We start from the raw sequence: 26,616 nt of genomic DNA, 5'->3' as shown, positions 1-26,616 counted from the left end.
GGAATACAAAAAGCAGACGAACTACTACCAGTAAAAATGTAACTAACAATAAGGGGGCAAAAAAGAATGGCGAATGAATTAAAACGTACACCTCTATTTGAAGAATACGCGAAATATGGTGCAAAAACAGTTGACTTCGGTGGATGGGAATTACCAGTTCAATTCTCTTCTATTAAAGAAGAACACGATGCAGTGCGTAATCGTGCAGGCTTATTTGATGTATCACATATGGGAGAGATTTTAGTAACTGGTCCCGATGCATTAGATTTTTTACAAAATCTGTTATCAAATGATGTCTCAAAAATTGTCGACGGTCAAGCGCAGTACACGGCAATGTGCTATGAAGATGGTGGCGTTGTTGATGATTTATTAACATATAAATTAGCTGACAATCACTATTTATTATGTGTCAATGCAGCCAACATTGAAAAAGACTATGATTGGATGATGGAAAATCAGCATCAATATGATGTGACGATTGATAACCAATCGGATGCCTACGCACAAATTGCTCTGCAAGGACCATTAGCAGAAGAAGTTCTTCAATCCCTTACTTCAACTGATGTAAGTGCCATTAAATTTTTCCGCTTCCAAGAGAATGTTGAGGTTGCAGGACATAAAGTATTAGTTTCTCGCAGTGGCTATACAGGAGAAGATGGCTTTGAATTATATGGCGCTCCAGAAGACATCAAAGCGCTTTGGGGGAAAATTTTAGAGGCAGGTCAAGAAAAAGGTGTTGTTCCAGCTGGACTAGGATGTCGTGATACACTTCGTTTTGAAGCGGGGCTACCACTATATGGTCAAGAGCTATCAGCAACAATTTCTCCACTGGAGGCTGGTATTGGCTTCGCTGTGAAATTAAATAAAGAAGACTTCATTGGTCATGAAGCGTTAGTAGCTCAAAAGGAAAATGGATTACCACGCAAACTTGTAGGCATTGAAATGATTGATAAAGGCATTCCACGCCATGGCTACAAAGTGTTTAAGGATGGTCAAGAAATCGGTGAAGTGACAACTGGTACACAGCTTCCTTCATCTAAACGTAATGTTGGTCACGCATTAATTGACAGTCAATTCGCAACAATCGGAACTGAGCTAGAAATCGAAATTCGCGGTAAACACTTAAAGGTAATAACAGTAGAAACACCGTTTTACAAGCGTTCAAAATAATAGTTGAAAAGAGGGACCTACATTTATGAAACATCGTTATTTACCTATGACGGAGCAAGATCAAAAAGAAATGTTAGACGTAATCGGTGTATCCTCAGTCGATGAGTTATTTGAGGATATTCCTGAGAAAGTCCGTTTTAAAGGCCTTTATGATATTAAAGAAGCTAAATCAGAATCTGCTTTATTAAAAGAATTAACGGCACTTGCTGCTAAAAATAAGGATACAAATGCCAATGTATCATTTTTAGGCGCAGGTGTTTATAACCACTATAAACCAGTGATCGTGGACCATGTTATTTCTCGTTCAGAGTTCTATACGGCTTATACACCATATCAGCCTGAGATTTCACAAGGTGAGCTACAAGCCATCTTTGAATTCCAAACGATGATTGCCGAGCTAACGGGTATGGATCTTGCAAACTCTTCTATGTATGACGGTGGTACAGCTTTAGCAGAGGCAGGTATGCTGGCAGCTGGTCATACGCGTCGCAAGAAAATTTTAGTGTCTGAAGCAGTGCACCCAGAATATCGCGATGTTGTTGCTACATATGCCTACGGTCAATCCATTGAGATTGTGACTATCCCGCAAAAAGATGGTGTGACAGATGTGGATGCATTAAAAGAGTTGATCGATGACAACACAGCAGCTGTTATTGCACAATATCCAAACTTCTTCGGCCAAGTGGAAGACATCCAAGTGATCGGGGATATTGCACATGCTGCAAAAAGCTTACTTGTTGTATCTTCTAACCCACTTGCATTAGGAATCTTAACGCCTCCTGGCAAGCTTGGCGCTGATATTTGTGTAGGTGATGCGCAAGTATTCGGTATTTCTGAAGCCTTCGGTGGCCCACACTGTGGTTTCTTTGCAGTAACAACAAAATTAATGCGTAAGGTCCCAGGACGTCTTGTTGGTGAAACAGTTGATGGTGAAGGCCGTCGTGGTTACGTTTTAACACTACAAGCACGTGAACAACATATCCGTCGTGATAAGGCAACTTCAAATATTTGCTCAAACCAAGCACTTCTTGCACTTGCAGCTTCTGTAGCGATGACAGCTCTAGGAAAACAAGGTATCCGTGAAATGGCTACTCAAAATATTGCGAAAACACGTTATGCAAAAAATGCCTTTGAAGCAGCAGGCTTTACAGTAGCATTCCAAGGTGCACACTTTAACGAAATCGTAGTGAAAACGAATAAATGTGTGAAGGAAATCAATAAAGGCTTAATCGAAAAGGGTATTATCGGTGGCTATCCTTTAGGTCAAAATTATGACTCTCTGAAAAATCATGTGCTAATCGCAGTAACTGAATTACGCACGAAGGAAGAAATTGATGCACTTGTTGCAGAAATGGGGGCTCTTAATGCATAACGAAAATCAATCACTCATTTTTGAAATTTCAAAAGAAGGTCGCGTTGGCTATAGTTTAGAAGCACTAGATGTGCCTGAAGTAGACCTAGCAGATTTATTACCTGCAAACCTAGTACGTTCAGAGGCAGCAGAACTACCTGAAGTATCTGAGCTGGATATTATGCGTCATTATACAGCACTTTCTCGTAGAAACCATGGGGTAGACTCGGGCTTCTATCCGCTTGGCTCTTGTACGATGAAATATAATCCGAAAATTAACGAAACAGTTGCACGTCTTTCAGGCTTTGCAAATGTTCACCCATTACAGGATGAATCAACAGTCCAAGGGGCAATGGAACTTCTTTATGATCTTCAAACGTCTTTAGTAGAAATTACAGGGATGGATGAAGTTACATTACAACCAGCAGCAGGTGCTCATGGTGAATGGACAGCGTTAATGATGATTCGTGCGTTCCATGAAGCAAATGGTGAAGGTCACCGTAACAAAGTAATCGTGCCTGACTCAGCTCACGGTACAAACCCAGCCTCAGCGACAGTAGCGGGCTTTGAAACAATCACTGTCAAATCGGATGAAAATGGCTTAGTTGATATCGAAGACCTTCGCAAAGTAGTAGGTTCTGATACAGCAGCACTCATGTTAACTAACCCGAATACACTAGGGTTATTTGAAGAAAACATTATCGAAATGGCAGAGCTAATTCACTCTGTAGGCGGTAAAGTGTACTATGATGGTGCGAACCTCAATGCCGTTATGAGTAAAGCACGTCCTGGCGATATGGGCTTTGACTGTGTGCATTTAAATCTACACAAAACATTTACAGGCCCACATGGTGGCGGTGGTCCAGGTTCTGGTCCAGTAGGTGTAAAAGCAGATTTAATTCCATTCCTACCAAAACCAGTATTAGTAAGAACTGAAGAAGGCACATACCACTTTGACTACGATCGTCCACAATCAATCGGACGCGTAAAACCTTACTATGGTAACTTTGGTATCAATGTTCGTGCTTATACGTATATTCGTACAATGGGGCCAGATGGCTTAAAAGCTGTTACAGAATATGCTGTATTAAATGCAAACTATATGATGCGTCGCTTAGAGCCATTCTACGATCTACCATATAACCGTCACTGTAAACATGAATTTGTCTTATCAGGTCGTCGTCAGAAGAAGCTAGGCGTTCGTACATTAGATATCGCAAAACGTTTGTTAGACTTTGGCTACCATCCACCAACAACATACTTCCCATTAAATGTGGAAGAGGCGTTAATGATCGAGCCAACTGAAACTGAATCTAAAGAAACATTAGATGCATTCTGTGATGTAATGATTCAAATTGCGAAAGAAGCAGAAGAAAATCCATCAATCGTTCAAGAAGCACCTCATACAACAGTCGTATCTCGTCTAGACGAAACACGCGCTGCTCGTACACCAGTGCTTCGTTATCAAAAAGCATAGTCTACAAAACCGTTCACGTTTAGGTGAACGGTTTTTTTTTGCACCTTAAATTACAGGCCAAACGAATCTTCAGTTGATTATGAAAATCTGAGTATCTTACAAGAGAAGTGCCAAGTAATGCAAACTTAAAAGTTGATGGAAGTTTCGTTGATAAGTATATAAGATTGGTGTTAAAAGACTCTGATCTTGATTTATTTCCATTAAACGATTTAAACTGGGTAGATACCTGTTTTGTTCAGAAAAATTTAAATCTGTGAAAAACTCCATCTTAAAGGGATTCAATTTAAGGACTTAGAGTTAGTGCCTAATTATCTACAATCGAAGTATAATTAATAAAATCTTTGCACCTTATTAAGCACAAAAATATGATAGGTTGGTTCTATTAAGGGGGTTAAAGTGGTGGAAGAAGATATCAAGTTTAGTAATAGTCTATTATACTATAAATGTGATAATATTGAATTTTTAAAAGGTTATGGACAATTATATACAGAATTTGATGATGGCGTTGCAACTAGGCAGATTAATATAATTAACAACGATATGTACTGTTCTTCATCATTACATGATTGGAATGAAAATATTGGATTTTTATTGTATGACGGACATATCGATAGTTTAGATTTAAGCGATAGTGTACCTATTACTCAATTAGAATTTGATAATAAATGGCAGGAAGGAATTGTAGCTAACAAATCTCAAACAAACTACTTAAAGGGCGATGCTTCTCTTCCTTTAGAAGAACATACACTCATCATTCATGTTGTCAATATTTTAGGTAAATGGGGAAAAGGCTTTGTTTTATCTTTATCAAAGCAATTCCCTTTTGCCAAAAATGAATATGTAAAATGGTCTAAGGATAAAGAAACTTTTGGGTTAGGAGAAGTTCAGTTTGTATGTGTAGACCAGGAGAGAGCTACTTTTGTTGCCAATATGCTTGCACAACACGGTGTGAGGAAAAATGATAAAGATCATACAACCTATATTGATTATGATGCACTTCGTTTATGTTTAAGAAAAGTTGCGAGATTTGCATTAAAAAATAGATTATCGATACAGATGCCTAAAATTGGTTCAGGTTTAGCTGGAGGAGATTGGGAAGAGATTGAAAAAATAATAAATGAGGAATTGATTTATTATAAAATTAAATGTACTGTTTTTGAATTGTGATAAATTAAATAAAAGTTAGGGGTGGCATCAATGGTAGATGCAAAATTGAGGGAGCGGGTGTTTGACACTTTATACGGCGGGATTATTGGTGATCTAATGGGCGTACCAGTCGAATTTAAACAAAGAGGGACTTTCCATGTGCAAGATGTGATGGGGTATGGTACTTACAATCAACCACCTGGTACTTGGTCTGATGATACTTCTCTAACACTCTGCTTGGTAGAAAACATTATTGAAAAAGGCGATACCAAAACATTGATGAACAAATTTGTGCAATACATGGAGCATGGCTATCTTACACCATTTGGCGAAATGTTTGATATTGGAATTACTACAGCGGAAGCCGTTTCCAACTATAAAAAAGGTGTTCCGCCAGCACAATGTGGTAAAACGGGCGAGTTTGATAATGGCAATGGTACACTAATGAGGATAGCTCCTTTAGTATTCGTGGTCATGCATGAGTTAGATTTTGCTAAAAGAAAAGAATTAGTACATCAATATACAGAGATTACTCATGGTCATCCGCGTTCCATAGTAGGATCCGTTATTTACATTGAGCTATTATTAAGCTTATACCGAAATAATTCACTAGAAGTGGCCTTAAATGAGGTTTTTGACTTACTGCAAAATAATTTACAACATGAAATGAAAGCGGAGTTAAATGCTTACACACGGATTTTTCATGAAAACTTTTTCAATACGCCTGAAGACGAGATTCAATCAAGCGGCTATATTGTTCATTCATTAGAGGCGGCCATTTGGTGTGTAGGTAATTCTACAACATTTAAAGACGCCATTCTGAAGGCAGTTAATTTAGGAGAAGATACGGACACAGTTGCAGCGATTACAGGATCGATAGCGGGTATGTATAAACAGTTGGATGAAATTCCAGAAGAATGGTTGGGTAAAATTGTCAATAAACAAAAGGTAGATGACTTAATCCTAGCATTTTATGAATTTTGTACAGCCCAGATGTGAAAAAAATATAGAGGAAAGGACGGTGACGAAATGTTACCTATACATAATAGCTATACGGCATATCCTCCAGCAACAGATCGCCAAATTTTACACATAGAAAATAAGTTGAATTGCCAACTTCCGAGTGCGTATACACTTGTATTAAAGGAAAGTAACGGTTTATCGTTTACGAATGGTGTGTTCATTTATGGCACGGAGGAAATTGTAGAAAGAAACGAGACTTGGGAAGTGGCGGAATATGCAAAAGGCTATATTGCTATTGGGGATGATAGTGGAGGAATGATCTTTTTAATGGCGATAAAGGCAGAGGATTTTCGTGTTTTTGCAGTAGATAGTGGAGATATGACCCCGGAGCATGCAACATTGATTACTTCTGATTTAAGCAAGTGGCTACAAGAAGGATGCCAATATGAGTAAGAGATATAAATGAAAAGCTTCTTCCTACTATAAGGAAGAGGCTTTTCATTTGATTTTTATGTCTACTCTTGGAGAAAAATAATTGAAAATAAAGCAAAATTATTACGTATTCTATTATTTTTTGAATTTTTTAGAAAATAATGTTGAATTATTGGAGAGTGGTAGTATAATGAAAATATAGTTACATATATGGTTAATAATTCCTTTATAGAAGGATTTATTGGTAATTTATAGTGACTATAAAATTATAAAATGAAGAAATGAGGCGATTTAATGATTAACATGATTCAATATTTAGAGCAAAATCCGACGTTGGTGACATTGTTAAAAGAAAAAAAAGCTTCTCTCATTGGTGTAACAGCATTAGAGCAAAAGGCAATTTTGGATTCGTTTGATGAAGATTTCTGTTCTCAAAGTTTAATTTGGTACTAAAATATTTTATAAATAAACCTATATGGATAGCTATAAGTTTTTATTTATTTATTGGTTTATATTTAATTAATGTAACTTATAGCTCTCCTTCAATAAATATTGAAATTCAAGAAGAAGACGGCCAATGGTTCGTAAAGAAGCCATATTTTAAAAAATGGGCAGATAATCATCAAATAATGCTAGGGGATATTGTTTTAGAAGTTAATGGTACGCACACAGAAAATGTTTCTAATCTAGAATATGATTCTGTGATTAGAGCAGCAAATGAATTAGTAATAAAAAAGCCAGATGGCCAGATATTAGTGGTGAAAATAAGGCATTTAGATATTCCTCAACAATTCTATTATGTGTTAGTTATTCCTTCTTGTTATTTTCTACTCACTTTATTTATTACTTTATATATTAAATACAAACAAAAAAATTCTAACTTAATTAAATTACTTATTTTATTTATCCTTACTGTTTCTCTGGCATATGTTAGTAGCGGTGCTTCAAGCCGACTAGATCCTATTGGAATAATAGTAAATAGAAGCAGTATGTTGTTATGTTTAGTAATTTTAATACATTTTTTAAAAGAGTACTTTTATTTTCTGAATCTCAAATGGATATTTTTTGAAAATGTAAAAATACTTTATTTAATTCCTATATCTGCTGTTATACTTAGTTTTTTTAGTATAATAATTCCATATACACATTACCACCATTCTTATATTGTACTTGGTATTTTCTTTCTACTCTTGGTGACCTTATTAACCATTATGATAGTCGGGTATCTAAAATATAAAGTACCTCAACTAAAAGTTCTGTTGAGTAGTGTTTTTATACCATTTTTACCTTTTCTTTTTATGTACGCTTTACCTGTAATAGTATTTAATAGGTATATACTTTCTGCAGAAATTTGTTCTCTATTCTTAATGCTTATTCCTTTTAGTTTTATCTTTACACAACTTACTGAACGTATATTTGATATGGAGTATTTTATTTCACGATTACGATATTACTTCAATTTCTCATTTGGATTTACTATGTGGTTGTTAATAGGACTATATTTACTCACTGATCTTTCAATTACGCGTATGACAGAGATTTTCTTTTTTGCCTTTCTATCGTTAATGGCGTTGTTCTACATTAAAGAGCGGATTGATTATCGTAAGCGGAAAATTTTATTTTCTACAAAAGGCGACTACATCCACCGCTTGTATACGACCGTTGAGAGTATTGGTAGAGTGGTGAAGATTGAGGATTTATTGGAGAAATTTGTACAGGAGGTTGTGGTTCAGCTTGAAATGGAAAGTGTGTATGTGCTCACTTACGATTTTCAAACACATCAAGTTACCTTAACAAATAAATCCAAAGAATATACACAGCATCAAATAGATGAGGTGCTAGTCGAACGATTAGGCTTAGGGGATATTAAAAAGACAGATCATTTCTATATCGCCTTTATTCATCAGGATGTGAACTATAAACGGATCCTTGTTGTGGACCATAATAAAACAATTTATCTCAAGGATGAGGAGCTGCTATGGCTAGAATTATTGCTGCTCTATTTAAATAATTTTATCGAAAACACAAAAATGGTTGAGGAGCTTTTAAATCAGTTAAAGCATATGAAAGAGGCCGATAATCGACAGCTACCATGGCTCAATAAATTACTCTGGCTACGGTTCGAGGAAGAAAAATATCAGTTAGCACAGGAACTTCATGATACGATTTTGCAAGAACAACTGCACATTGCAAGGGAAATGGATGTCCTCATGCATACCAAAGAAAAAGAGGAGATCCCATCTAAACTTATAAAGCTTCATGAACATATGATTATCTCACTGAATGACTTGAGGGGCTACTGCGAAAACTTAAAGCCACCTCTATTAGATACATTGGGCTTAAATGCTGCCCTTGAAAAATTAATCCAAAAAATTCATAAACGAGCTAATTTTGTTTTGATATATACGATTGACCGCCTCTATTTAGAGGATGAGCGTTTAAATTTAATGATTTATCGACTGTTCCAAGAATTATTAAACAATGCGTTAAAACATTCCTATGCTAATACAGTTGAAATACATTTACTGGGTACTGAAGAGGGGTTCCAAATTTTGTATAACGATGATGGTGTAGGTTGTAATATAGATGATATTCTACTTGCTGATTCCATGGGCATACAAGGAATGCAGGAGCGAGTTCAAGCTTTTAATGGGAAATTCGCATTAGATAGCAAAGTAGGAGAAGGGATGACGATTCGTATCCAAGTAAGTGAAACCCAACATACGAATCCCTATACCTATAAGACCCTGACCCGACCAACTTATATGATACGAGGATAACCAGATGAAGCGGAAGCATAAGTGCATACATTTTTTTAACACCTTTTAATCTCTTCGTCGACGCTACGAATGTGGATTAGAAGGCTTTTGTTTGAAATTGTGTTTATTTATATATATGAATAAATCAAAAATAATAAAATATTATCAAAAATATATTATTTGATAAATAGTAAATCAGTAAGAAATACACTTTTTGGAGTATTTACCTAATATTCAAGGAAATTATGGCCATATGACCGATATAATTCATGAGAAGGATTGAGGAGGTCAATAGATTTGAATAAAAAATTATTTTTAACAGCAGCAGCCATTCCTGTTACACTTATTGTTCCCACTGTAGCAAGTGCGGCTGAAACAGTTTCAGTCACGGGAGATAATATTGTTAACGCAACATTAAAAGTGGATAAATTACCGAATGATACAATTGTCAATGCTTATCAATGGTATTATCTAGAGGAAATTACCGGTGAAGAGGGATCAACAAATAAGCCGATTTCTGGTGCAACATCTATTTACTTAAAAGTACCCGTTGAAGCAGCTGGAAAAAGCATTTTTGTGGAAGCAACGACGACAGACGGTAAAAAATTTAAAAGTGAACCGCGCACTATTCAGCCATTAGAGCTTGATATCACCATTCCAACGTTAGAGGGTCAATCTGCTGGCTTTGTAGCACCTGGAGAAACAGTGAAAGTAGCTGGAATTACTGTAACTGATAAGAATGGTGCAAAATTGCAAAGTGATCAAATTACATATAGTTATCAATGGTTTTATAAATTAGGTGATAACTCCTTCACTATCATAGAGGGAGCTTCAGGTAGTACATATACGATTCCGAAGGATGCCATTGAAAAGGATATTAAGAATATTGCTGTCACAGTCAAAGCAAAAGTTGGTCTTTCTTTTGCAGAATCTAAACTATCGGATACCATCACTGTCTCTAAAGAACCCACTGATACTTTAACGAAAGAGATTAAAGATTTACTGGTCAATGATAATAAATACAATGTATCAAGCTTTACAGAATTTGGTGCTAAAGTTGCGGAACTAGAAAAAAACTATCAATCTTTATCAACAGCGGCTAAAGGTAATGTGTCTAATTATGATGTCTTAAAGCGAGCACTTGCTGATGTTGAATTAATAACTAAGTTAAATGAAAAATGGAGCAAAATAGAGACTAGTAATGAAAAAGAAATAAAGGAACTAGAAGAGGCTTATAATAAGCTAGATCTGTTACAGCGTAGCTTAGATGTAGATGAGACCTTATATACGGGCATTAAAAACCTATTAAAAGAGCCAAATGATCTTGAAGAGATAAAAGAAGTGCGAAGACTCAATCAAGCTATTATTAATTTATTATCTTATGAGCATTCCCTTGTGAAATATGTTGCTTCTGATATTGATTCCTTACAAGAGGCAGTGAAGACAATCGAAGCAGATATTGAGAAATTATCACAAAGCTATCGAGCTGCTGTTCAAAATCAAGCAATTTTGACTGAGGCTAAATCAGATATTAAAAAGGTCGAGCAATTAATTAAATCATTTGATAAATTAGCTACAAATCTTACACCTAATAAGCAAGTGACGACTGCTAAATCTATTCGAACAGCCTATGAAAAATTGACGTATAAACAATTAAAATTAGTGCCAGATGTGTACGTGCAGCGTTTGACTACTGCAGAACGTGCAGAAGAAAGCCAAATTATAAATCTAAATAATGTCATAGATAGCTATATTGGTGATGATGTTTATCCATTCGATCCGTCTGCTAGTTCATGGCAAAGTCATGTCAATAATGTCAATCAAATAATCAAGGAATACAAGAGCTTAACGAAAGCCTCAGCAGCACAAATTATTGGCTACGATAATCTTGTTACCTTACAGAAAGATTTAAAAGCAGCTGAAAAAGTAATTAAAGATATGGATGCCTATCAAAAGTTATCTGCAACAACTGGTGTAACGGAAAGTAAACTTAATTCAAGCTATACAAGTACTTTAAAAGCTTATAATAATCTTACAAATTTACAGCAATCCCTTGTATATAATGCTGATGAATTTTTACTTAACACGCCAAAGATTTCAGTTGATGGCAATGGTAAAGTGCCTACTGATAAAGCAGCAGCAGAGGCGTTAAAGGCGGATATCGCCAAATTAGCGGATGTGACGAAATATTCATTCAATCAATTAGAAACCGCTGTTAATACAGCTTCAGAATCCTATAAAAAATTGTCTTCAGCTGCAAGAAAATACGTGACAAATTATTATTTATTAACAGCAGCAAATAAGGATATTACAGGTGTAAAATCATTCTATAAAAAAATACAGACCGCTAGAGAAGAAACAGATGCTGCAAAAAAGGCAAAAAAAATTGAAACAGTGCAAAAAGCTTATGCGAAATTACCTGCGAATCAGCAGCATTTAGCAAAAGAACAATATGACGCTTTATTAAAAAATCAAAATATCGATGAAAATGCATCGAAAATTACACAGCTAAATAATGATATTGCCACAATTGTTTCCAATAATCACTATGTCGTAACAATTGAAAGTATTAAAAATCTTTCTACACAATATAGTAGCCTTAGTTCAAGTGAGAAAAAACTGATTACGAACTATGATATTTTAAAAACTGCGCTTGCAGACGTGAAAAAAGTGGAAAGCTTTATGAAGACCTATGAGAAATCCTTTGCTTCAAATCCAAGCACAGTGATCAAGGCATATGAAAAGCTTACATCGAAACAAGTGAGTCTAATTGATGCAGGAACTAGACAATTGATTATTGATAAGCAAAAAGGACAACAGCAAACGAATGAAAATGCGTTGTCGCTAATTGAATCCATCAATTCACTCCTTGTAAAAGGTGAATATATCGATGGTTTACAGGAAAAAGTAAGTGAAATCCGTAAAGCCTATGATGCTTTGAGTGACGCTGATAAAAAGGTTGTTAAAAATTATTCGAAGCTCACACAAGCAGAAGGTGACTTGAAAAAGGTTGAAGAGGTGCATGCTATATACGAACCAGCAGGGAGTAGCAATGATACAGCACGTAAAGCATGGCAAACTGCCTTTGGAAAGCTCTCTAAAAGATTAGAGTTACTCTATACAAACATGTACCCAACTGAGCAATAATATTACTTCCAGATGGCCTCGAACAGTTTTCGGGGCTTTTCTTTATCCATAAAATTTGTCTAGTAATTTGATTGTCCGCTATACTAGGTATAACAAGGGAAGAAATATTTTACATAAGATTGAAGTTTCACAAAGAAGGTAGGAACAAAAGATGTATAAAATAGGTGTTGTTGGACCCATTCAATCCGTTGAAAGAATCATTGCCTTAGCACGTGAAATCGAACAGGATATGGAATTTATTCCGTATATATATGAAGTGGCGACAGAAACAAAGCATCTTGTGGAGACACATAATCAGGCTGTCGATTTCTGGCTGTTTTCTGGTTACATTCCCTATAAGCTTGCTAGTCAAACGAATGTATCCAAAGATAAATTGACCCATATTATTTTTTCCGAAGCGGCTATTTATCGGGGGTTTTTAGAGCAGTCCTATCAGCAAAAAAAGTTTATAGAAAATGTTAGTATCGATATTATTCCTTCGCCTTCTCAAATGGCTTCAGAAAGTCTTGCGGAGATTCAGCATAATGTCCATCATATGTATCTAAAGGAATTTGATGTGGCGATTGATCCACAAGAGCTATTTGATTTCCACTATCATCTTTGGCAGAAGGGCAAAATTGATTTTGCGATTACTTGTTATCCTTCTGTTGATGAAGAGCTGAAGAAACGAGGTGTGCCATCTTATTGGGTTTCCCCGACAAAAACAGAAATTTATCATACGGTTCAGCTTTTTACTGAAAAAATCAAAACGTCCTATTATAAAGAAACGCAAATTGGTGCAGTCATGCTTGAAATAAAGGACTTCGATTCATTAAAAGAGCGCATGAAGCAAGGCTATCGTATTCAATATTTAGAGTTGCGTACGAAGGAAAATCTACTACAGCTCTGTGAACAGATTGATGGTTCTCTTATTGAAGAGGGGAATGGTAAATATACCATCTTTAGTACAAGAGGTGCGATTGAAGGACAAATACGATTTTTACAAGAAAAAATGTATCAGTTGTCGATTGAAATGGAGGCAAAGGTGACAGCAGGTATTGGTTTTGCTCAAACAGTGTTCAATGCTGAGTTACATGCCCACCGAGGACTAAGACAGACGAAGGAAAATGAGGCTATTGATATCGTAATGATTCAGGATGATGGCACCATTATTGAATCGGTAGGGAATGTAGAAGAGCTATCCTATTCCTACCGAGCTGAAGACCCTTATATTTTAGAAAAACTAAAAAAAGGAAATATTAGTATTAAAACCTATATGAAAATCCATGCACTTGTACAAAAAATGCACTGGAAGCATTTTACGACAAAGGATTTAGCGACACAGCTGCAAATGAGTGAAAGAAATGCCCAACGAATCGTGGCAGATTTATGTAATGTAGATTTAGCGAGAATTTGTGGAGAAGAGTTGCAGCATACTCGAGGCAGACCGATAAAAATGTACCAACTTGTCTAAAAAATTATAAAAATGTCCCATGCCAATAAGTGGTGTGGGACATTTTTTTTCTGCTATTTCTTAGAAGAATCTCTTTTTAAAAATACAGATAAATCAATGTTTTCATCGGTTTATTAGGTAAATAATATGGATTTGCGAACACGACTATTTATTAGAAATTTTCAAAAAAATATTGTCTTTTTATTAAACTTTGATTATTATACGAATATATAACGAAAATGTCGGTATATAAGAGGGGATTTGTTGGGGGGCATTGATAATCAAATAAAGTCATGGCAATTAAGAAGGATTTTTATATATGGGAGGGATATGAATGACAACAAATGAAGTAACGAAGAAATCTAGAAATGTCATCCTTGCGCTTTTATTTTTAGGCTGGTCTTTAGGGAATTTGGATCGCTATATTATGAACTATGCAGTGGTTTCGATTACAGGGGATTTGCAGCTGGATGCATCTTCTACGGGTATTATTTTAAGCGCTTTCTTTTTAGGCTATGCCATTATGCAAATACCAGGTGGCTGGCTTGCGGATAAATTTGGCGCAAAACGAGTTTTATTAATGGCTGTTATCATGTGGTCTATTTTTACGGGCCTAACGGCTATTGCTTGGTCTTTAACAGCAATGATTGTGATTCGCTTCTTATTTGGCATTGGCGAGGGTGGTTTCCAGCCATCAAGCTCTAAAATTATTGCTACGATCTTCCCGAAAGAGGAAAGAGGCAGAGCGATGTCCATCATGCTTACTTCTGGTGGGATTGTTTCACTCATCGTCCCTTTGCTAGCTGCTTATTTATTAGGAACGATTGGCTGGCGCATGATGTTTATCATCATTGGGGCAATTGGAGCAATAATTGCCTTTTTATATTGGAAATACATTCAACTCCCGCAAGATGAGGCAGCTACAGTTGGAACAGAAGATACTTCGAACAAAGTGAATTTTAAAGAGTTATTGAAAACACCCCTAATGTGGAATTTAATCATTGCTTATTTCTGTATTTATGCAGTGAACTGGGGATTAGTTTCTTGGATTCCAACTTATCTTCAAAAAAACAGAGGCTTGGATTTAATGTCCATTGGTTGGGCACAAACAATACCTGCCATCACAACGATTATTGGTGTATACGGTAGTGGCTATATCATTGATAAGCTACCTAAAGGTATGGAGAAAGTGTTAGGCTCCATCTCCTGTGCAGTCATCGGTCTTTTATTGTATTTAATGTTTACTGCCAAAACAGTGACGTTATTTATTGGTTACCAAACAGTCGTTTCGATCTTTATCGCGTTCGTCATTACATTATTACCTGTTATTGTACTCAAGAAGCTACCTTCTTCTATCACAGGTTCTGCAATGGGGATTGCCAATACAGGTGGACAATTAGCAGGGTTTGTTACGCCAATGGCGATTGGATTTATGGTTGATGCCTTTAATGGCTCCTTTGATGCAGCCTTTTGGATGTTAATTGGCTTTGCGCTTATCTGTATTGTGTCGCTTGTCACACTAAACGACCAAAAAGGAACACTGTTAAAAGCATAATGAAATGGGAGGAACAAAAATGAGTTATCATGAAAAAATTTCGGCGTTAATTGAAGCAAAAAAGCAAGCTACGGTGGCATTAAGCGATGCGATTTGGGCTGTGCCTGAGCTTCATTTTCAAGAGAAGAAATCGATGCTATATATGAAAGAGGCACTAGAGAAAGAGGGCTTTCAAACAGAAGTCGGGGTGGCTGGTCTTGAAACGGCGCTTGTTGGAACGTATGGTTCTGGCAAGCCTGTCATTGCCTTTCTAGGTGAATATGATGCGCTTCCAGGCTTGAGTCAAAAAGGTGGGGCAACACAACATGAGCCTCTTGTGGATGGTGGAAGCGGTCATGGCTGTGGTCATAACTTATTAGGTACAGGTGCATTCGCAGCTGCTGTAGCTGTAAAGGATTATTTAGCGCAACATCATCAGTCAGCAACAATCCGTTTTTATGGTTGCCCTGCAGAGGAGAATGGGTCTGGTAAAGCTTATATGGCAAAGGCTGGACTTTTTGATGATGTTGATATCGCGATCTCTTGGCATCCAGGTACATTTTCAACTGTGATGACGTGTAGTTCTCTAGCAAACTATGCTGCAACGTTTAAGTTTACAGGCAAAAGTGCTCATGCGGCGGCTGCACCACATCTTGGACGAAGTGCTTTAGATGCTGTTGAGCTTATGAATGTTGGGGTAAACTACTTACGAGAACACATCATCCCAGAAGCGCGTGTGCATTATGCGATTACGAATTCAGGCGGAACTTCGCCAAATGTCGTTCAACCATATGCAGAGGTAACGTATCTTGTTAGAGCACCTAAAAAGCAGCAAGTACAGGAAATCTATCAGCGCGTTGAGGACATTGCAAAGGGTGCCACAATGATGACAGGGACGTCAGTGGACATTGAGTTTGAAGGTGCTGCTTCGAATCTTATTACAAATAAAACACTTTATGATGTAATGTATCAACAAATACTTGAAATTGGCATGCCAGACTATACAATAGAGGATGAACAGTACGCACAGGCTATTTTCGATACATTTACGCCAGAAGTACAAGCTGCTTCATTAGTGGGCTTACGTAAAGAAGATGCCAAGCAATTACAAGGAAAAGTGATTGCTGATCATGTTCCAGGCATGCTACCTGAATTTGTTATGGGTGGCTCTACGGATGTTGGAGATGTCAGCTGGAACGTACCAACCGTACAGTGTACAACGGTATGTATGGCATTAGGGACACCATTACACACATGGCAGGTAGTGTCTCAGGGAGTTACGCCAATCGCGCATAAAGGTATGCTACAGGCTGCTAAAATTATGGCTTGTACAGCTTTAGCGTTGCTGGATAATCCTCTATACATTGAAGAAGCGAAAAAGGAATGGCAAGAACGTCTTGATGGAGAAACATATCAATCTTTAATTCCAGAGGGTACACAGCCACCTAAGCGCTAACAGGATAGAGTCTTCATAGGAGAACTATGAAGGCTCTGTTTTTGCCTCATTTTGAAAGGAGAACGCGACATGTCAACACAACCCAATCACCAGCATCAACTTTTAGCACAGTGGGTAACACAGTATCGTGCTGCTGCCAAAGAAGGGGAATGCGCTAGTTATATCCCAGCTTTAGCCCAAAAAGATCCCAACCAATTAGCTGTGGCGATTATTGGGACTGAGGGCCACGAAATCAAAGCGGGAGATACTGCAGAACTATTTACCCTGCAAAGCGTTTCCAAGGTCATTACCTTTATTTTAGCCTGTATGGATCGAGGCTTACCATATGTTTTAGAAAGAGTAGATGTTGAACCAACAGGAGATACCTTTAACTCAATTATTCGCTTAGAAAGCCATCAGCCAGGAAAACCCTTTAACCCGATGATTAATGCAGGGGCTATTACGGTATCCTCCATGTTGGCTGGTCATTCTCCACAAGAGAAGGTCACAAAGATTCTACAATTTTTAGAACAAATCATCGGCAAGCAATTAAGTATCAATGAAGAAGTATTCGAGTCAGAGTGGCATACAGCTAACCGTAATCGAGCATTGGCCTACTACTTAATGGATTCTGGGTTTCTAGATTGTCCAGTAGAAGCGGCACTTGAGGTTTATTTGAAGCAATGCGCAATTGAGGTTAATGTATCGGATTTAGCTATGATTGGCTTAGTTATTGCCAATGATGGCTATCACCCATTGTTAAAGAAACAGCTATTCCCTAAGCAAGTGGCGAAATTAGCGAAGGCTTTGATGGTGACATGCGGTATGTATAATGCCTCTGGGAAATTTGCAGCATTCATCGGCCTCCCTGCCAAAAGTGGTGTATCAGGCGCGATTCTTGCGGCTGTTCCAGGACATGCAGGCCTACACTCGCCGTTCCCTACTGGCTGTGGCATTGGAATTTACGGACCGGCGATTGATCCAATAGGAAACAGTGTGGCAGGTGTAAAGTTGCTAAAACAGCTAGCAACAGAATGGGATATGACTATTTTTTAATGAGTAAAGATGATTTCAGCGCTTAGTCTGAAGTCATCTTTTTTTCATTTTATAAATAATAAATAAAGCGATAAACCAAATCGGCGTTAATAGTAGTGCTGTTCGTGTAGCCTCAGAAATGAACATCACAATTAATAAAAAGGCGAAAAATGCAAGTATGACATAGTTGATAAAAGGTGTCAGCGGTGCTTTGAAGATTGAAGCTTCATGTAAGGCACGGTTTTTTCGTTTGTAGATAATGTGGGAAATGATGATAATGCTCCACACCCATATAAAACAAATCGCACTGATTGTCGTCACAATACTAAAGGCGTTCTCAGGCATCAACTTACTTAGCAGCGCACCAACTGATACAACAATAGCAGAAATAACGAGTGCATTACTTGGCACACTGTTTTTGTTGAGCTTTGCGAATGCTGGAGATGCCTGTTTATTGTTACCAAGATTATAGAGCATCCGACTTGTGGAGAATAACCCACTGTTACCTGCTGAAGCCGCTGAAGTAAGCACAACAAAATTTATAATACCAGCAGCAATCGGGATACCTGCTAATGTAAACACTTGGACAAAAGGACTGCTTGACGCAGACATTTCATACCATGGGTTAATACATAAAATGACAAATAATGCCCCTACATAGAAAAGCAAAATGCGAAATGGAATTTTATTTATGGCAGAAGGAATATTTTTTTGAGGATCTGCTGTTTCAGCTGCTGAAACCCCCACTAATTCCACACCAACAAATGCAAAGACAACCATTTGGAACGCCATTAAAAAGCCGTATATACCATTTGGGAACATGCCCCCATGTGCCCACAGATTTTCAACCGATACTGTTCCTGAGCTAGTTTGAAAGCCAGTTATTAACATAATAAGACCAATAATAATAAGTGCTACAATCGTAATAACTTTAATAATAGCGAACCAAAATTCTAACTCACCAAAAAGTTTAACGGTTAATAGATTTAGTAGTAATAACAAGACGAGGCAACCAATGGCTGGCACCCATTGGGGGATATCAAACCAATATTGTGCATAAACCCCCACCGCAATAATGTCCGCCATCGCTGTCATAATCCAACAGAACCAATAGGTCCATCCTGTTACATAACCCGCCCAAGGCCCTATGTATTCAGATGCAAAATCTGTAAATGAAGTGTAGCCTGCATTGGATAGTAACAATTCACCTAAGGCGCGCATCAAAAAAAATAGCGCGGTCCCTACAATTAAGTAGGCTAGAATGATCGAAGGCCCTGCTAAGGCAATGGCTTTCCCAGAGCCTAAAAATAATCCAGTCCCAATTGTTCCACCAATGGCAATAAGCTGCACATGGCGATTTTTTAAATCTCGTTTTAATTGTTGCTGTTCCACGTTAATCCCCCTCAAAGATGCATAAAAAACTATGACTGGAAAAATAAAAAGAGACTAGTTGTGACACTAGTCTCGGAAAAACGTCAGAATAACAAATACCATTTATTCGCAGATGTCTACATGAAATAGTGTAGCATCGCTTATAAAAGCTGTATTACTCCTCTGTCCTTTTGCCTGAGATAGTGAACCCTTCGGCGACGCAATGTGCGCTCTCTCCAGAACTGCTCCTGCTATAGTTTGATCCATAGCATTCATAGCTTATTCATTTTATAGTCTATTATTATTGTAAGATATTATACATCCTAACAGTGCTTAAAAAATTATTCAACAATAAATTTTAACTATTTTCAGAAAAATAGAAGAATAGGGTTCGTAACGGGTCTATCCCTAACGAAAAATAGTATTTTTGGTCATACAAAGTGTTTCATGAAGGGGTTTTTAAAATATGAGGTGAATTGGCTAATTTTATGGAAGCAAATAGGGTGATAATGAGTAAGGTTATGGGGGAATTAGTGTAAAGTGCTCTTTTTTATTGGAGGATTGCTCAACATAGCTGTCGAAGCGCTCATTTTATAAGGAACCTGCTCCAAAAGAAGATAAACGTGCTCAGCTGAAATAGATATAATATAGTAGAAACTCTAAATTTTATAAAAAAGAAGCCGTCTCATAGTTCTTTGAGACGACTTTTTTTCGTGAGAGAATTAATATTTTTTTGCTTTTATTTTACCTGTCCAAGTTTTGAAGCCACCTTGTAGTTGGTAAATTTGGTTGTACCCACGTTTTTTAAGAAATAGTGCAGCACGTGAGCTACGGCCTGTATTTTGACAGTATAGATATACTGGTAAATCTGGGCGGATTTCTTTATAACGTTGACGTAATGTTGTCGAAGGAACATTTCGTGCACCAAGAATATGACCAGCATCAAATTCTTTTTGCTCACGAACATCGATCAGCTGGGCTTTACGATAGCCTTCTATGAATTGCTCTTGTGTTAGGTTGGTTACGGCTTTTTTGAGTCGTAGTGCATTAATTCCGATATATGCAATTGTGACTACTAAAACGACACCGATTGTGATAAGTATGTCCAAGATTTTCTTACCCCTTTCTATCTTCTCTATTATTATAAAAGATGCGCTAGCGATAGTCCAATGAGTTTGATAAAATTAACTAGGTTGTGGCGAAATCGTCTTTTTCGTTACAAAAGCAATCGTTCGCAACTTGAACAATAGCATAATATTCGTTAAAGTTGAACCACAGGTGGGGCCTGATGGATCATTTTATATTTGTAGGAGATGAACATATGACAACTTGGTATTTTTTAAATTCAGGGAAATGTAGTCCTTCTTTTAATATGGCACTAGATGAAGCATTACTTGATTGGCATAGTGAGGGGTTAATTCCACCAGTAATTCGTTTCTATGAGTGGGAGCCTGCGACATTGTCCATAGGTTATTTTCAACAAGCCAAAAGAGATATTAATTTAGATGCTGTGCGTGAACAAGGCTTAGGGTTTGTGCGACGTCCGACTGGTGGACGAGCTGTCCTACATGAACATGAGCTAACTTATAGTGTCATTGTGACGGAAAGCTATCCAAATATGCCAGAGTCTGTGACAGAGGCATATCGTGTGTTAAGTGAGGGAATCCTGCAAGGCTTCCACAACTTAGGTATGGATGCCTATTTTAGTGTACCTGATACAGAGGAGAAAAGAGCTGACCTGAAGAGTCCGAAAAGTGCTGTTTGCTTTGATGCACCAAGTTGGTATGAACTTGTAGTAGAAGGGAAAAAAATAGCTGGAAGTGCTCAAACACGTCAAAAGGGTGTCATTTTACAGCATGGCGCCATTTTATTAGATTTGGATCAAGAGAAATTATTATCCGTATTTAATTTCTCCAGTGAAGAAGCGAAGAATCGTATGCGTAGAAAGCTACCAGAAAAGGCTGTTGCCATCAACAGTCTTGTAAAAGAGCCAGTGACAGTTGAACAATGTGTGACAGCTTTTAGAGATGGCTTTGCAAAATCGTTGCAAATTGAATTAAAACCATTTACACTTTCTGAGGAGCAATTAGAATATGTCCAAGCTTTAGAAGAAAAAAAATATGCTTCAGATGAGTGGAACTTTAAAAAGTAAAAAATGGTATGAAAAAAATATTTTTTAACGTTCAATCCTAGTCATAACAAGTAGTTCTGAATCTATTAAAAAAAGCAAGAGTTGAATTAAAAAACTATATATAGTATCTTTTTTAAAGACATATACACAATATGTAGTGTTTAACGACACAAGATATTGTGTATTTATTTTGTAATGAAGAAAACAAGGGAGGCTAAACGATGGTACTCACAAATCATCAACCCGAAGTAAACAATCAATTTGAACAGTTAAACAAAGATATTGAACAATTCCCGCAGGTACACCCCGTAACATCTGATATGCATATTACACACAAAGGTGTATCGAGACTTGTCATGATCGATCGCTATTCGTTTAAAGACACAGAAAAGAAAACATTGAAAGCCGGCGACTTTGTTGTATTAACGGTAAAAGCTGATCCGAAATTTCCTGCACGTGGTTTAGGGACAATTCAAAAATTGGATCTGTCCACAAAAACAGCAGAGATTTTAATTGAAGAGGATTATCGTAGCGCATTAGACGATCCGCAAGAGCAAGAAACGGGAGTGATTACGCGTTCAATTGACGTGTTAGAAAAGCCTCTTGAGATATTTTATGAACAAATTGCAAAACGAAATGCAACAGGCCTTGCTGCTGTTGAAAAAACACCAGAAAAACGCCAGGAGTGGTTTGAGAAATTTTATAACCAATTAGTCTCTTTAAAATTCATCCCTGCTGGGCGAGTGATTTATGGAGCTGGTTCCGAAACAGATGTAACTTTCTTTAACTGTTACGTGATGCCATTTGTCGCTGACTCTCGTGAAGGGATCAGTGATCATCGTAAGCAAGTAATGGAAATTATGAGCCGTGGTGGTGGTGTAGGAACAAATGGTTCAACATTACGTCCACGCAACACATTAGCTCGTGGTGTAAACGGTAAATCATCTGGTTCTGTCTCATGGTTAGATGATATTGCGAAGCTGACTCATCTTGTCGAACAAGGTGGTAGCCGCAGAGGTAAGCATAATCTAGGTGCTTCTGCGTAAACAAACCTCGTGAATTGCTGGGAACTCTTTAACGGAAATATTGTCACTTTAATCGAGGTGGGAAATATGGATGTTTATGATGCGATGCAACCACAAACTTGTATAATATGTGGTTTTACAATAAATCATAATAAACAAGGATGGTTTACGTCTCATTTGAAAAATGAGCATAACTTAACATTAGATAATTATTTAATATCTTATTTTTACCCAATAGAAATGGTGATCTGCCAATATATTTTATGTAATAAAAAGGTTAAACTGAGGCGAGGTATTCCAAATCAATTTTGTAGTAGAAGCTGTCGAGGAAAAGGTGAGCCATTAACTTGTGTAATTTGTGGAAAACTATTCGATGAAAAAAATCGGCAGACTAAAACTTGTAGTAAAGAGTGTGCGAGTAGACTTCGATCACAAAATACAGGTAAGTGGCATAATGACATGCCAAATGAACAAAAAAAGGTTCATTTTAAAAATATCATTTCAAAAACAGCTAAAACTAGAAAAATAAATGGAACGCCTTCATGGAATAGTGGTAAAACAGGAGTTTATAGTAGAGAAACCATTGAAAAGATTCGACAAGCTGCATTAAAGCAAATAGAGAGGGAAACGTTTAGAAAAACTAGTATTGAAAAAGCTTTAGAGAATTTCTTAGTTGAACAATCAATCACCTACAAATATTCCTTTATATTTGAAGGTGCGCAGTTTGATTTCTTACTAGTTGGGACAAATATTCTAATTGAATGTGATGGTGATTTTTGGCACGGGAATCCAAAATTTTATTCCTCTTTTTATGAAGTACAAAAGAGAATAAAAGCTAGGGATATCGAAAAAAATCAAATTGCAGCAGCTAATGGATACACTTTACTCCGTTTTTGGGAAGATGAGATAAAAAATGATTTTGAAAATGTTAAAAAACGCATTATAAATGCACTGCTAGCTACAACGTAATCGGAAACGGTAAACGTGAATGCTTGAAAATAGTAGTGGGATAAAGACAATCAGCAGCCAAGCTCCTTTTAAAGGGGAAGGTTCAACGACCATCGAAAACACGCTAAGTTAGCGGAAGTGAGTAGAGTAGGAGTGAAGCCACTCCGAAGTGCGAGGGCATCTAATAAGATGTAAGATATGGTCTCAACTTCTATGGTGACATAGAGAGTGGGTGTAGCGAACCCGCGTAAGAAATCGGCACAAATGATTATGCTAGCAGATTGGCATCCAGATATTGTGGAGTTTATTATTTCCAAAATGCAAAATCCACGTATTCTGCGTTACCTGATCGAAAATACAACGGATGAAACAATTATCCGTCTAGCCAAAGAAAAATTAAACTTCAAGCCACTTTCTATGCAAGAAGAAGCGATGTATCAAGGCATCGTGAATTATAAAAACATTGAAGGCTTAGGTGGATTTGATACAGCGATCATTCGTGAGGCTGAAAATAAATTACGTGATGGTGGCACGTACACTGTGCATAACCCAGAGTTTTTAACAGGTGCCAACATTTCTGTGACATTAACAAAAGAATTTATGGAAGCAGTTGAAAAAGATGAAGACTTCGAGCTTCGTTTCCCAGCTGTTGAAGAATATACAAAGGAAGAAATGAGCGTTTACAACACGAAATGGCATGAAGTTGGTGATGTTCGTGAATGGGAGAAAATGGGCTATAAAGTCCGCACATACCGTACAATTAAAGCAAAAGAGTTATGGAACTTAATTAATGTATGTGCAACATACTCGGCAGAGCCAGGTATTTTCTTTATCGACAACGCCAACGACATGACAAATGCAAAGGCATATGGTCAAAGTGTTGTAGCGACGAACCCGTGTGGTGGACTTCGCCTCACGTTAAAAATTGCGGGATAAAGCGGGAAGGCTGAGATGCTAATCCGAACCGAAGGCTAATGGTAAAGCTTTAGTCAGGGGCAACGCATACCCGGTGATCCTACTTAGTAGACTATAATCCGGGCACGAGACCGCAACATTACACATTCATTAAAATCCAAAATTGCCTAGTGTAAGAAAGGCTGTGATAGAAATGAATAGAGGTTATGCAGGCTTTTATAAATCATATTATTTAAGAAGTTCATATGAGTATGCATACGCCAAATTTCTAGATTATCATTCCATTTCTTGGGTCTATGAGGATAGAGTATTTAATATAGGATACAAATTTTATAAACCTGATTTTTTCTTTTATAACGATGCCGGCAATCTTGTAAAGATTGTAGAGATTAAGTCTCGCGATTACGAGGCGAAAGAGAAAGCTCTAAAGGACCTAAATGTTATTAAAACAACTTATGGTATTGATTGCGAATTGATTTCCTATGAAGAGTTGCTCGATATGTATAAATTTGTTCCATTTTCACTCACATCAACGATTACAGAATGGATAGAGTCGAATAATACAACAATAAACAAAGCTGTATTTGGTAAATACAACGGACATTTCAATCAAAAACATACTGACCAAACAAAAAGAAAAATCGGTCAGCACACTAAGAAGTTGTGGGAATCCAATAGTCCAGCAAAAGCTAGAATGATTGAAGGTTTAAGAAAATCTGGCTTGGTACAAAAAGGTAAGCAGAAGAAGCCCAGAGAGCAAAGAACTTGCAAAAGTTGTGGGCGTGAATTTGAAGTAATTGTTACTTCATCCAAATTGTTTTGTACTCAAGTGTGCGCTGGAAATTCAAATATAAAAATCGCCACACAAGTTTATGTTGAAAATCGAGCAAGTATACATCAAGAAATCAAACAAACTGTCATACAATGGGCAATCGATCATACTGAAATAATAACGGTAACACCCTTGAATAAAATAAAATCAACCCTTAATCCATTAATTGAGCATATTTATCAAGATTTTGGTGTTAAAGATTTTAGAGTAATTTCAAAAGCAGTCTTTGGTGAAGATAGAGGAAGAAAAGAATTATTAAGGTTTATGAAAAAAGTGTGTAATGAAAATGTATGCTGAACTTGCAGGAATTGAACTGTAAGAACTAAAGGATAAAAAGCCTTTAGGATAACAATTATTGGAACAACCACTTGCACCATATTCTGTGTGTAACTTAGCTGCTGTGAATTTAGCACAGTTTGCGAATAAAGAAAATCAATCTGTTGATTACGAAGCACTACGTGAAACAGTTCGTGTTGGTGTTCGTATGCAGGATAACGTGATTGATGCGACACCGTACTTCTTAGAAGAAAACCGTGTACAAGCTCTTGGTGAGCGTCGTGTTGGTTTAGGCGTTATGGGCTTAGCCGATTTGCTGATTTACTGTGAAAAAGAATATGGTTCAGATGAAGGTAATGCGTTAGTTGATGAAATCTTTAAAACAATCGCTGAAACTGCGTATGAGGCGTCTACAGAGCTTGCGAAAGAGCGTGGTAGCTTCCCATTCTTAGTAGGTGCTACAGACGAAGAAACAGCTCGTTTACGTAAAGCCTTTACAGAGACAGGCTTTATGCAAAAAATGCCTGCTCATATCAAAGAGCAAATTTTAGCGACTGGTATCCGAAACTCACATTTATTAACGGTTGCACCAACAGGGTCAACAGGAACAATGGTAGGGGTAGCAACAGGTCTTGAGCCATACTTCTCCTTCACATACTATCGTTCTGGTCGTCTAGGTAAATTCATTGAAGTAAAAGCTGAAATTGTCCAAGAATATTTGAACCGTCATCCAGAAGTAAATGAGCAAGAGCTTCCAGAATGGTTCGTGACAGCAATGGAGCTAAAACCAGAAGCACATGCGGATGTGCAATGTATTATTCAAAAATGGATCGATTCCTCTATTTCTAAAACTGTAAACGCACCAAAAGGCTATACAGTACAGCAAGTTGAAAAAGTGTACGAGCGACTATATAAAGGTGGCGCTAAGGGTGGTACGGTTTATGTTGACGGTAGCCGTGATTCACAAGTACTTACACTAAAAGCAGAAGAAAATGATATGGATCAACTTTCATTTGAAGAGGAATTGGTTGAAGAACATACAAAACGTCCAGTCGTATTAGTAGATACGATTCAAGCGTTAGAGTCAACAACTGTTATTGGCTCAGATGTTGGGAATACATGCCCAGTATGCCGTAAAGGCACAGTCGAAGAAATGGGCGGCTGTAATACATGTACAAACTGTGGCGCACAGTTGAAATGCGGTCTATAAATTAGATTTAATAACAGTTGTTGTATC

General features: G+C 37.2%; 18 protein-coding genes, 3 pseudogenes and 1 riboswitch. Of the genes and pseudogenes, 19 read left to right on the top strand and 2 right to left on the bottom strand.

Features of this window, described 5'->3' with window-relative positions; genetic code table 11:
- The first annotated feature begins 66 nt into the window (after positions 1-66).
- The 13 genes from gcvT (at position 67) to MKZ14_RS14090 (ending at position 17,902) form a co-directional block, all read left to right on the top strand.
- Positions 67-1,170, top strand: a complete 1,104-nt coding sequence (gene gcvT, locus MKZ14_RS14150) for a glycine cleavage system aminomethyltransferase GcvT (RefSeq protein ID WP_036076160.1) — start codon at positions 67-69, stop codon at positions 1,168-1,170.
- A gap of 25 nt (positions 1,171-1,195) precedes the next feature.
- Entirely contained in the window at positions 1,196-2,542 is a 1,347-nt protein-coding gene (gene gcvPA / locus MKZ14_RS14145; RefSeq protein WP_016993971.1) for an aminomethyl-transferring glycine dehydrogenase subunit GcvPA, read from the top strand.
- On the top strand, positions 2,535-3,998 hold the full coding sequence (gene gcvPB / locus MKZ14_RS14140) for an aminomethyl-transferring glycine dehydrogenase subunit GcvPB (protein ID WP_016993972.1): 1,464 nt from the start codon (positions 2,535-2,537) through the stop codon (positions 3,996-3,998). Before gcvPA ends, gcvPB begins: the two co-directional genes overlap by 8 nt.
- A 399-nt stretch (positions 3,999-4,397) precedes the next feature.
- Positions 4,398-5,165 carry a macro domain-containing protein gene (locus MKZ14_RS14135; RefSeq protein ID WP_339280152.1) on the top strand — a complete coding sequence of 256 codons (768 nt, stop codon included), beginning with the start codon at positions 4,398-4,400 and terminating at the stop codon, positions 5,163-5,165.
- A 30-nt stretch (positions 5,166-5,195) separates the two neighbouring features.
- The gene (locus tag MKZ14_RS14130) at positions 5,196-6,143 is read left to right on the top strand and encodes an ADP-ribosylglycohydrolase family protein (RefSeq protein ID WP_339280151.1); all 948 of its coding nucleotides are present in this window, start codon (positions 5,196-5,198) and stop codon (positions 6,141-6,143) included.
- A gap of 30 nt (positions 6,144-6,173) precedes the next feature.
- Positions 6,174-6,560, top strand: coding sequence for an SMI1/KNR4 family protein (locus MKZ14_RS14125; protein WP_016993977.1), 387 nt, complete (start codon positions 6,174-6,176; stop codon positions 6,558-6,560).
- 273 nt (positions 6,561-6,833) lie between these two features.
- Entirely contained in the window at positions 6,834-6,992 is a 159-nt protein-coding gene (gene comX / locus MKZ14_RS14120; RefSeq protein WP_009370188.1) for a competence pheromone ComX, read from the top strand.
- A gap of 1,025 nt (positions 6,993-8,017) precedes the next feature.
- Positions 8,018-9,319, top strand: a complete 1,302-nt coding sequence (locus tag MKZ14_RS14115; RefSeq protein ID WP_339280150.1) for an ATP-binding protein — start codon at positions 8,018-8,020, stop codon at positions 9,317-9,319.
- Between the two features lie 276 nt (positions 9,320-9,595).
- Entirely contained in the window at positions 9,596-12,445 is a 2,850-nt protein-coding gene (locus MKZ14_RS14110; protein WP_339280149.1) for a hypothetical protein, read from the top strand.
- 151 nt (positions 12,446-12,596) lie between these two features.
- The gene (locus MKZ14_RS14105; protein WP_339280148.1) at positions 12,597-13,898 is read left to right on the top strand and encodes a hypothetical protein; all 1,302 of its coding nucleotides are present in this window, start codon (positions 12,597-12,599) and stop codon (positions 13,896-13,898) included.
- A 313-nt stretch (positions 13,899-14,211) separates the two neighbouring features.
- Positions 14,212-15,432, top strand: coding sequence for an MFS transporter (locus MKZ14_RS14100; RefSeq protein ID WP_312124267.1), 1,221 nt, complete (start codon positions 14,212-14,214; stop codon positions 15,430-15,432).
- A gap of 19 nt (positions 15,433-15,451) precedes the next feature.
- Complete coding sequence (locus MKZ14_RS14095; RefSeq protein ID WP_016992021.1) at positions 15,452-16,867, top strand: M20 family metallopeptidase; 1,416 nt, start codon at positions 15,452-15,454, stop codon at positions 16,865-16,867.
- A gap of 69 nt (positions 16,868-16,936) precedes the next feature.
- Positions 16,937-17,902 carry a glutaminase gene (locus MKZ14_RS14090; RefSeq protein ID WP_036076526.1) on the top strand — a complete coding sequence of 322 codons (966 nt, stop codon included), beginning with the start codon at positions 16,937-16,939 and terminating at the stop codon, positions 17,900-17,902.
- A gap of 33 nt (positions 17,903-17,935) precedes the next feature.
- On the opposite strand, the gene MKZ14_RS14085 is transcribed toward MKZ14_RS14090, so the two are convergent.
- Both MKZ14_RS14085 and MKZ14_RS14080 read right to left on the bottom strand, forming a co-directional pair.
- Positions 17,936-19,273 (bottom strand): amino acid permease, encoded by a 1,338-nt coding sequence (locus MKZ14_RS14085; RefSeq protein WP_339280147.1) that lies wholly within the window; start codon positions 19,271-19,273, stop codon positions 17,936-17,938.
- A 152-nt stretch (positions 19,274-19,425) separates the two neighbouring features.
- Positions 19,426-19,502: riboswitch (glycine riboswitch) on the bottom strand.
- Positions 19,503-19,974: 472 nt separating this feature from the next.
- A complete protein-coding gene (locus MKZ14_RS14080; protein WP_004231073.1) occupies positions 19,975-20,361 on the bottom strand; it encodes a rhodanese-like domain-containing protein in 387 nt (128 codons plus the stop codon).
- A gap of 212 nt (positions 20,362-20,573) precedes the next feature.
- Between MKZ14_RS14080 and MKZ14_RS14075 the strand changes: the two genes are divergently transcribed.
- The 6 genes and pseudogenes from MKZ14_RS14075 to MKZ14_RS14050 all read left to right on the top strand — a co-directional run.
- Positions 20,574-21,404: a biotin/lipoate A/B protein ligase family protein gene (locus MKZ14_RS14075; protein ID WP_048392686.1), complete on the top strand. Its 831-nt coding sequence runs from the start codon at positions 20,574-20,576 to the stop codon at positions 21,402-21,404.
- A 200-nt stretch (positions 21,405-21,604) separates the two neighbouring features.
- Positions 21,605-22,402, top strand: a pseudogene (locus MKZ14_RS14070) (ribonucleotide reductase N-terminal alpha domain-containing protein); the annotation flags it as partial.
- Positions 22,403-22,495: 93 nt separating this feature from the next.
- Positions 22,496-23,377, top strand: coding sequence for a very short patch repair endonuclease (locus MKZ14_RS14065; RefSeq protein WP_258859891.1), 882 nt, complete (start codon positions 22,496-22,498; stop codon positions 23,375-23,377).
- A 228-nt stretch (positions 23,378-23,605) separates the two neighbouring features.
- Positions 23,606-24,259 (top strand): annotated as a pseudogene (locus MKZ14_RS14060) (response regulator SirA); the annotation flags it as partial.
- A 205-nt stretch (positions 24,260-24,464) separates the two neighbouring features.
- Complete coding sequence (locus MKZ14_RS14055; protein WP_339280146.1) at positions 24,465-25,400, top strand: restriction endonuclease; 936 nt, start codon at positions 24,465-24,467, stop codon at positions 25,398-25,400.
- A gap of 61 nt (positions 25,401-25,461) precedes the next feature.
- Positions 25,462-26,589: pseudogene (locus tag MKZ14_RS14050) on the top strand (hypothetical protein); the annotation flags it as partial.
- Between the last annotated feature and the right edge of the window lie 27 nt (positions 26,590-26,616).

This window comes from Lysinibacillus sp. FSL P2-0066 (assembly GCF_037969495.1).
GTDB classification, from domain to species: domain Bacteria; phylum Bacillota; class Bacilli; order Bacillales_A; family Planococcaceae; genus Lysinibacillus; species Lysinibacillus boronitolerans.
This window is presented reverse-complemented; position numbering and strand designations above follow the sequence as displayed.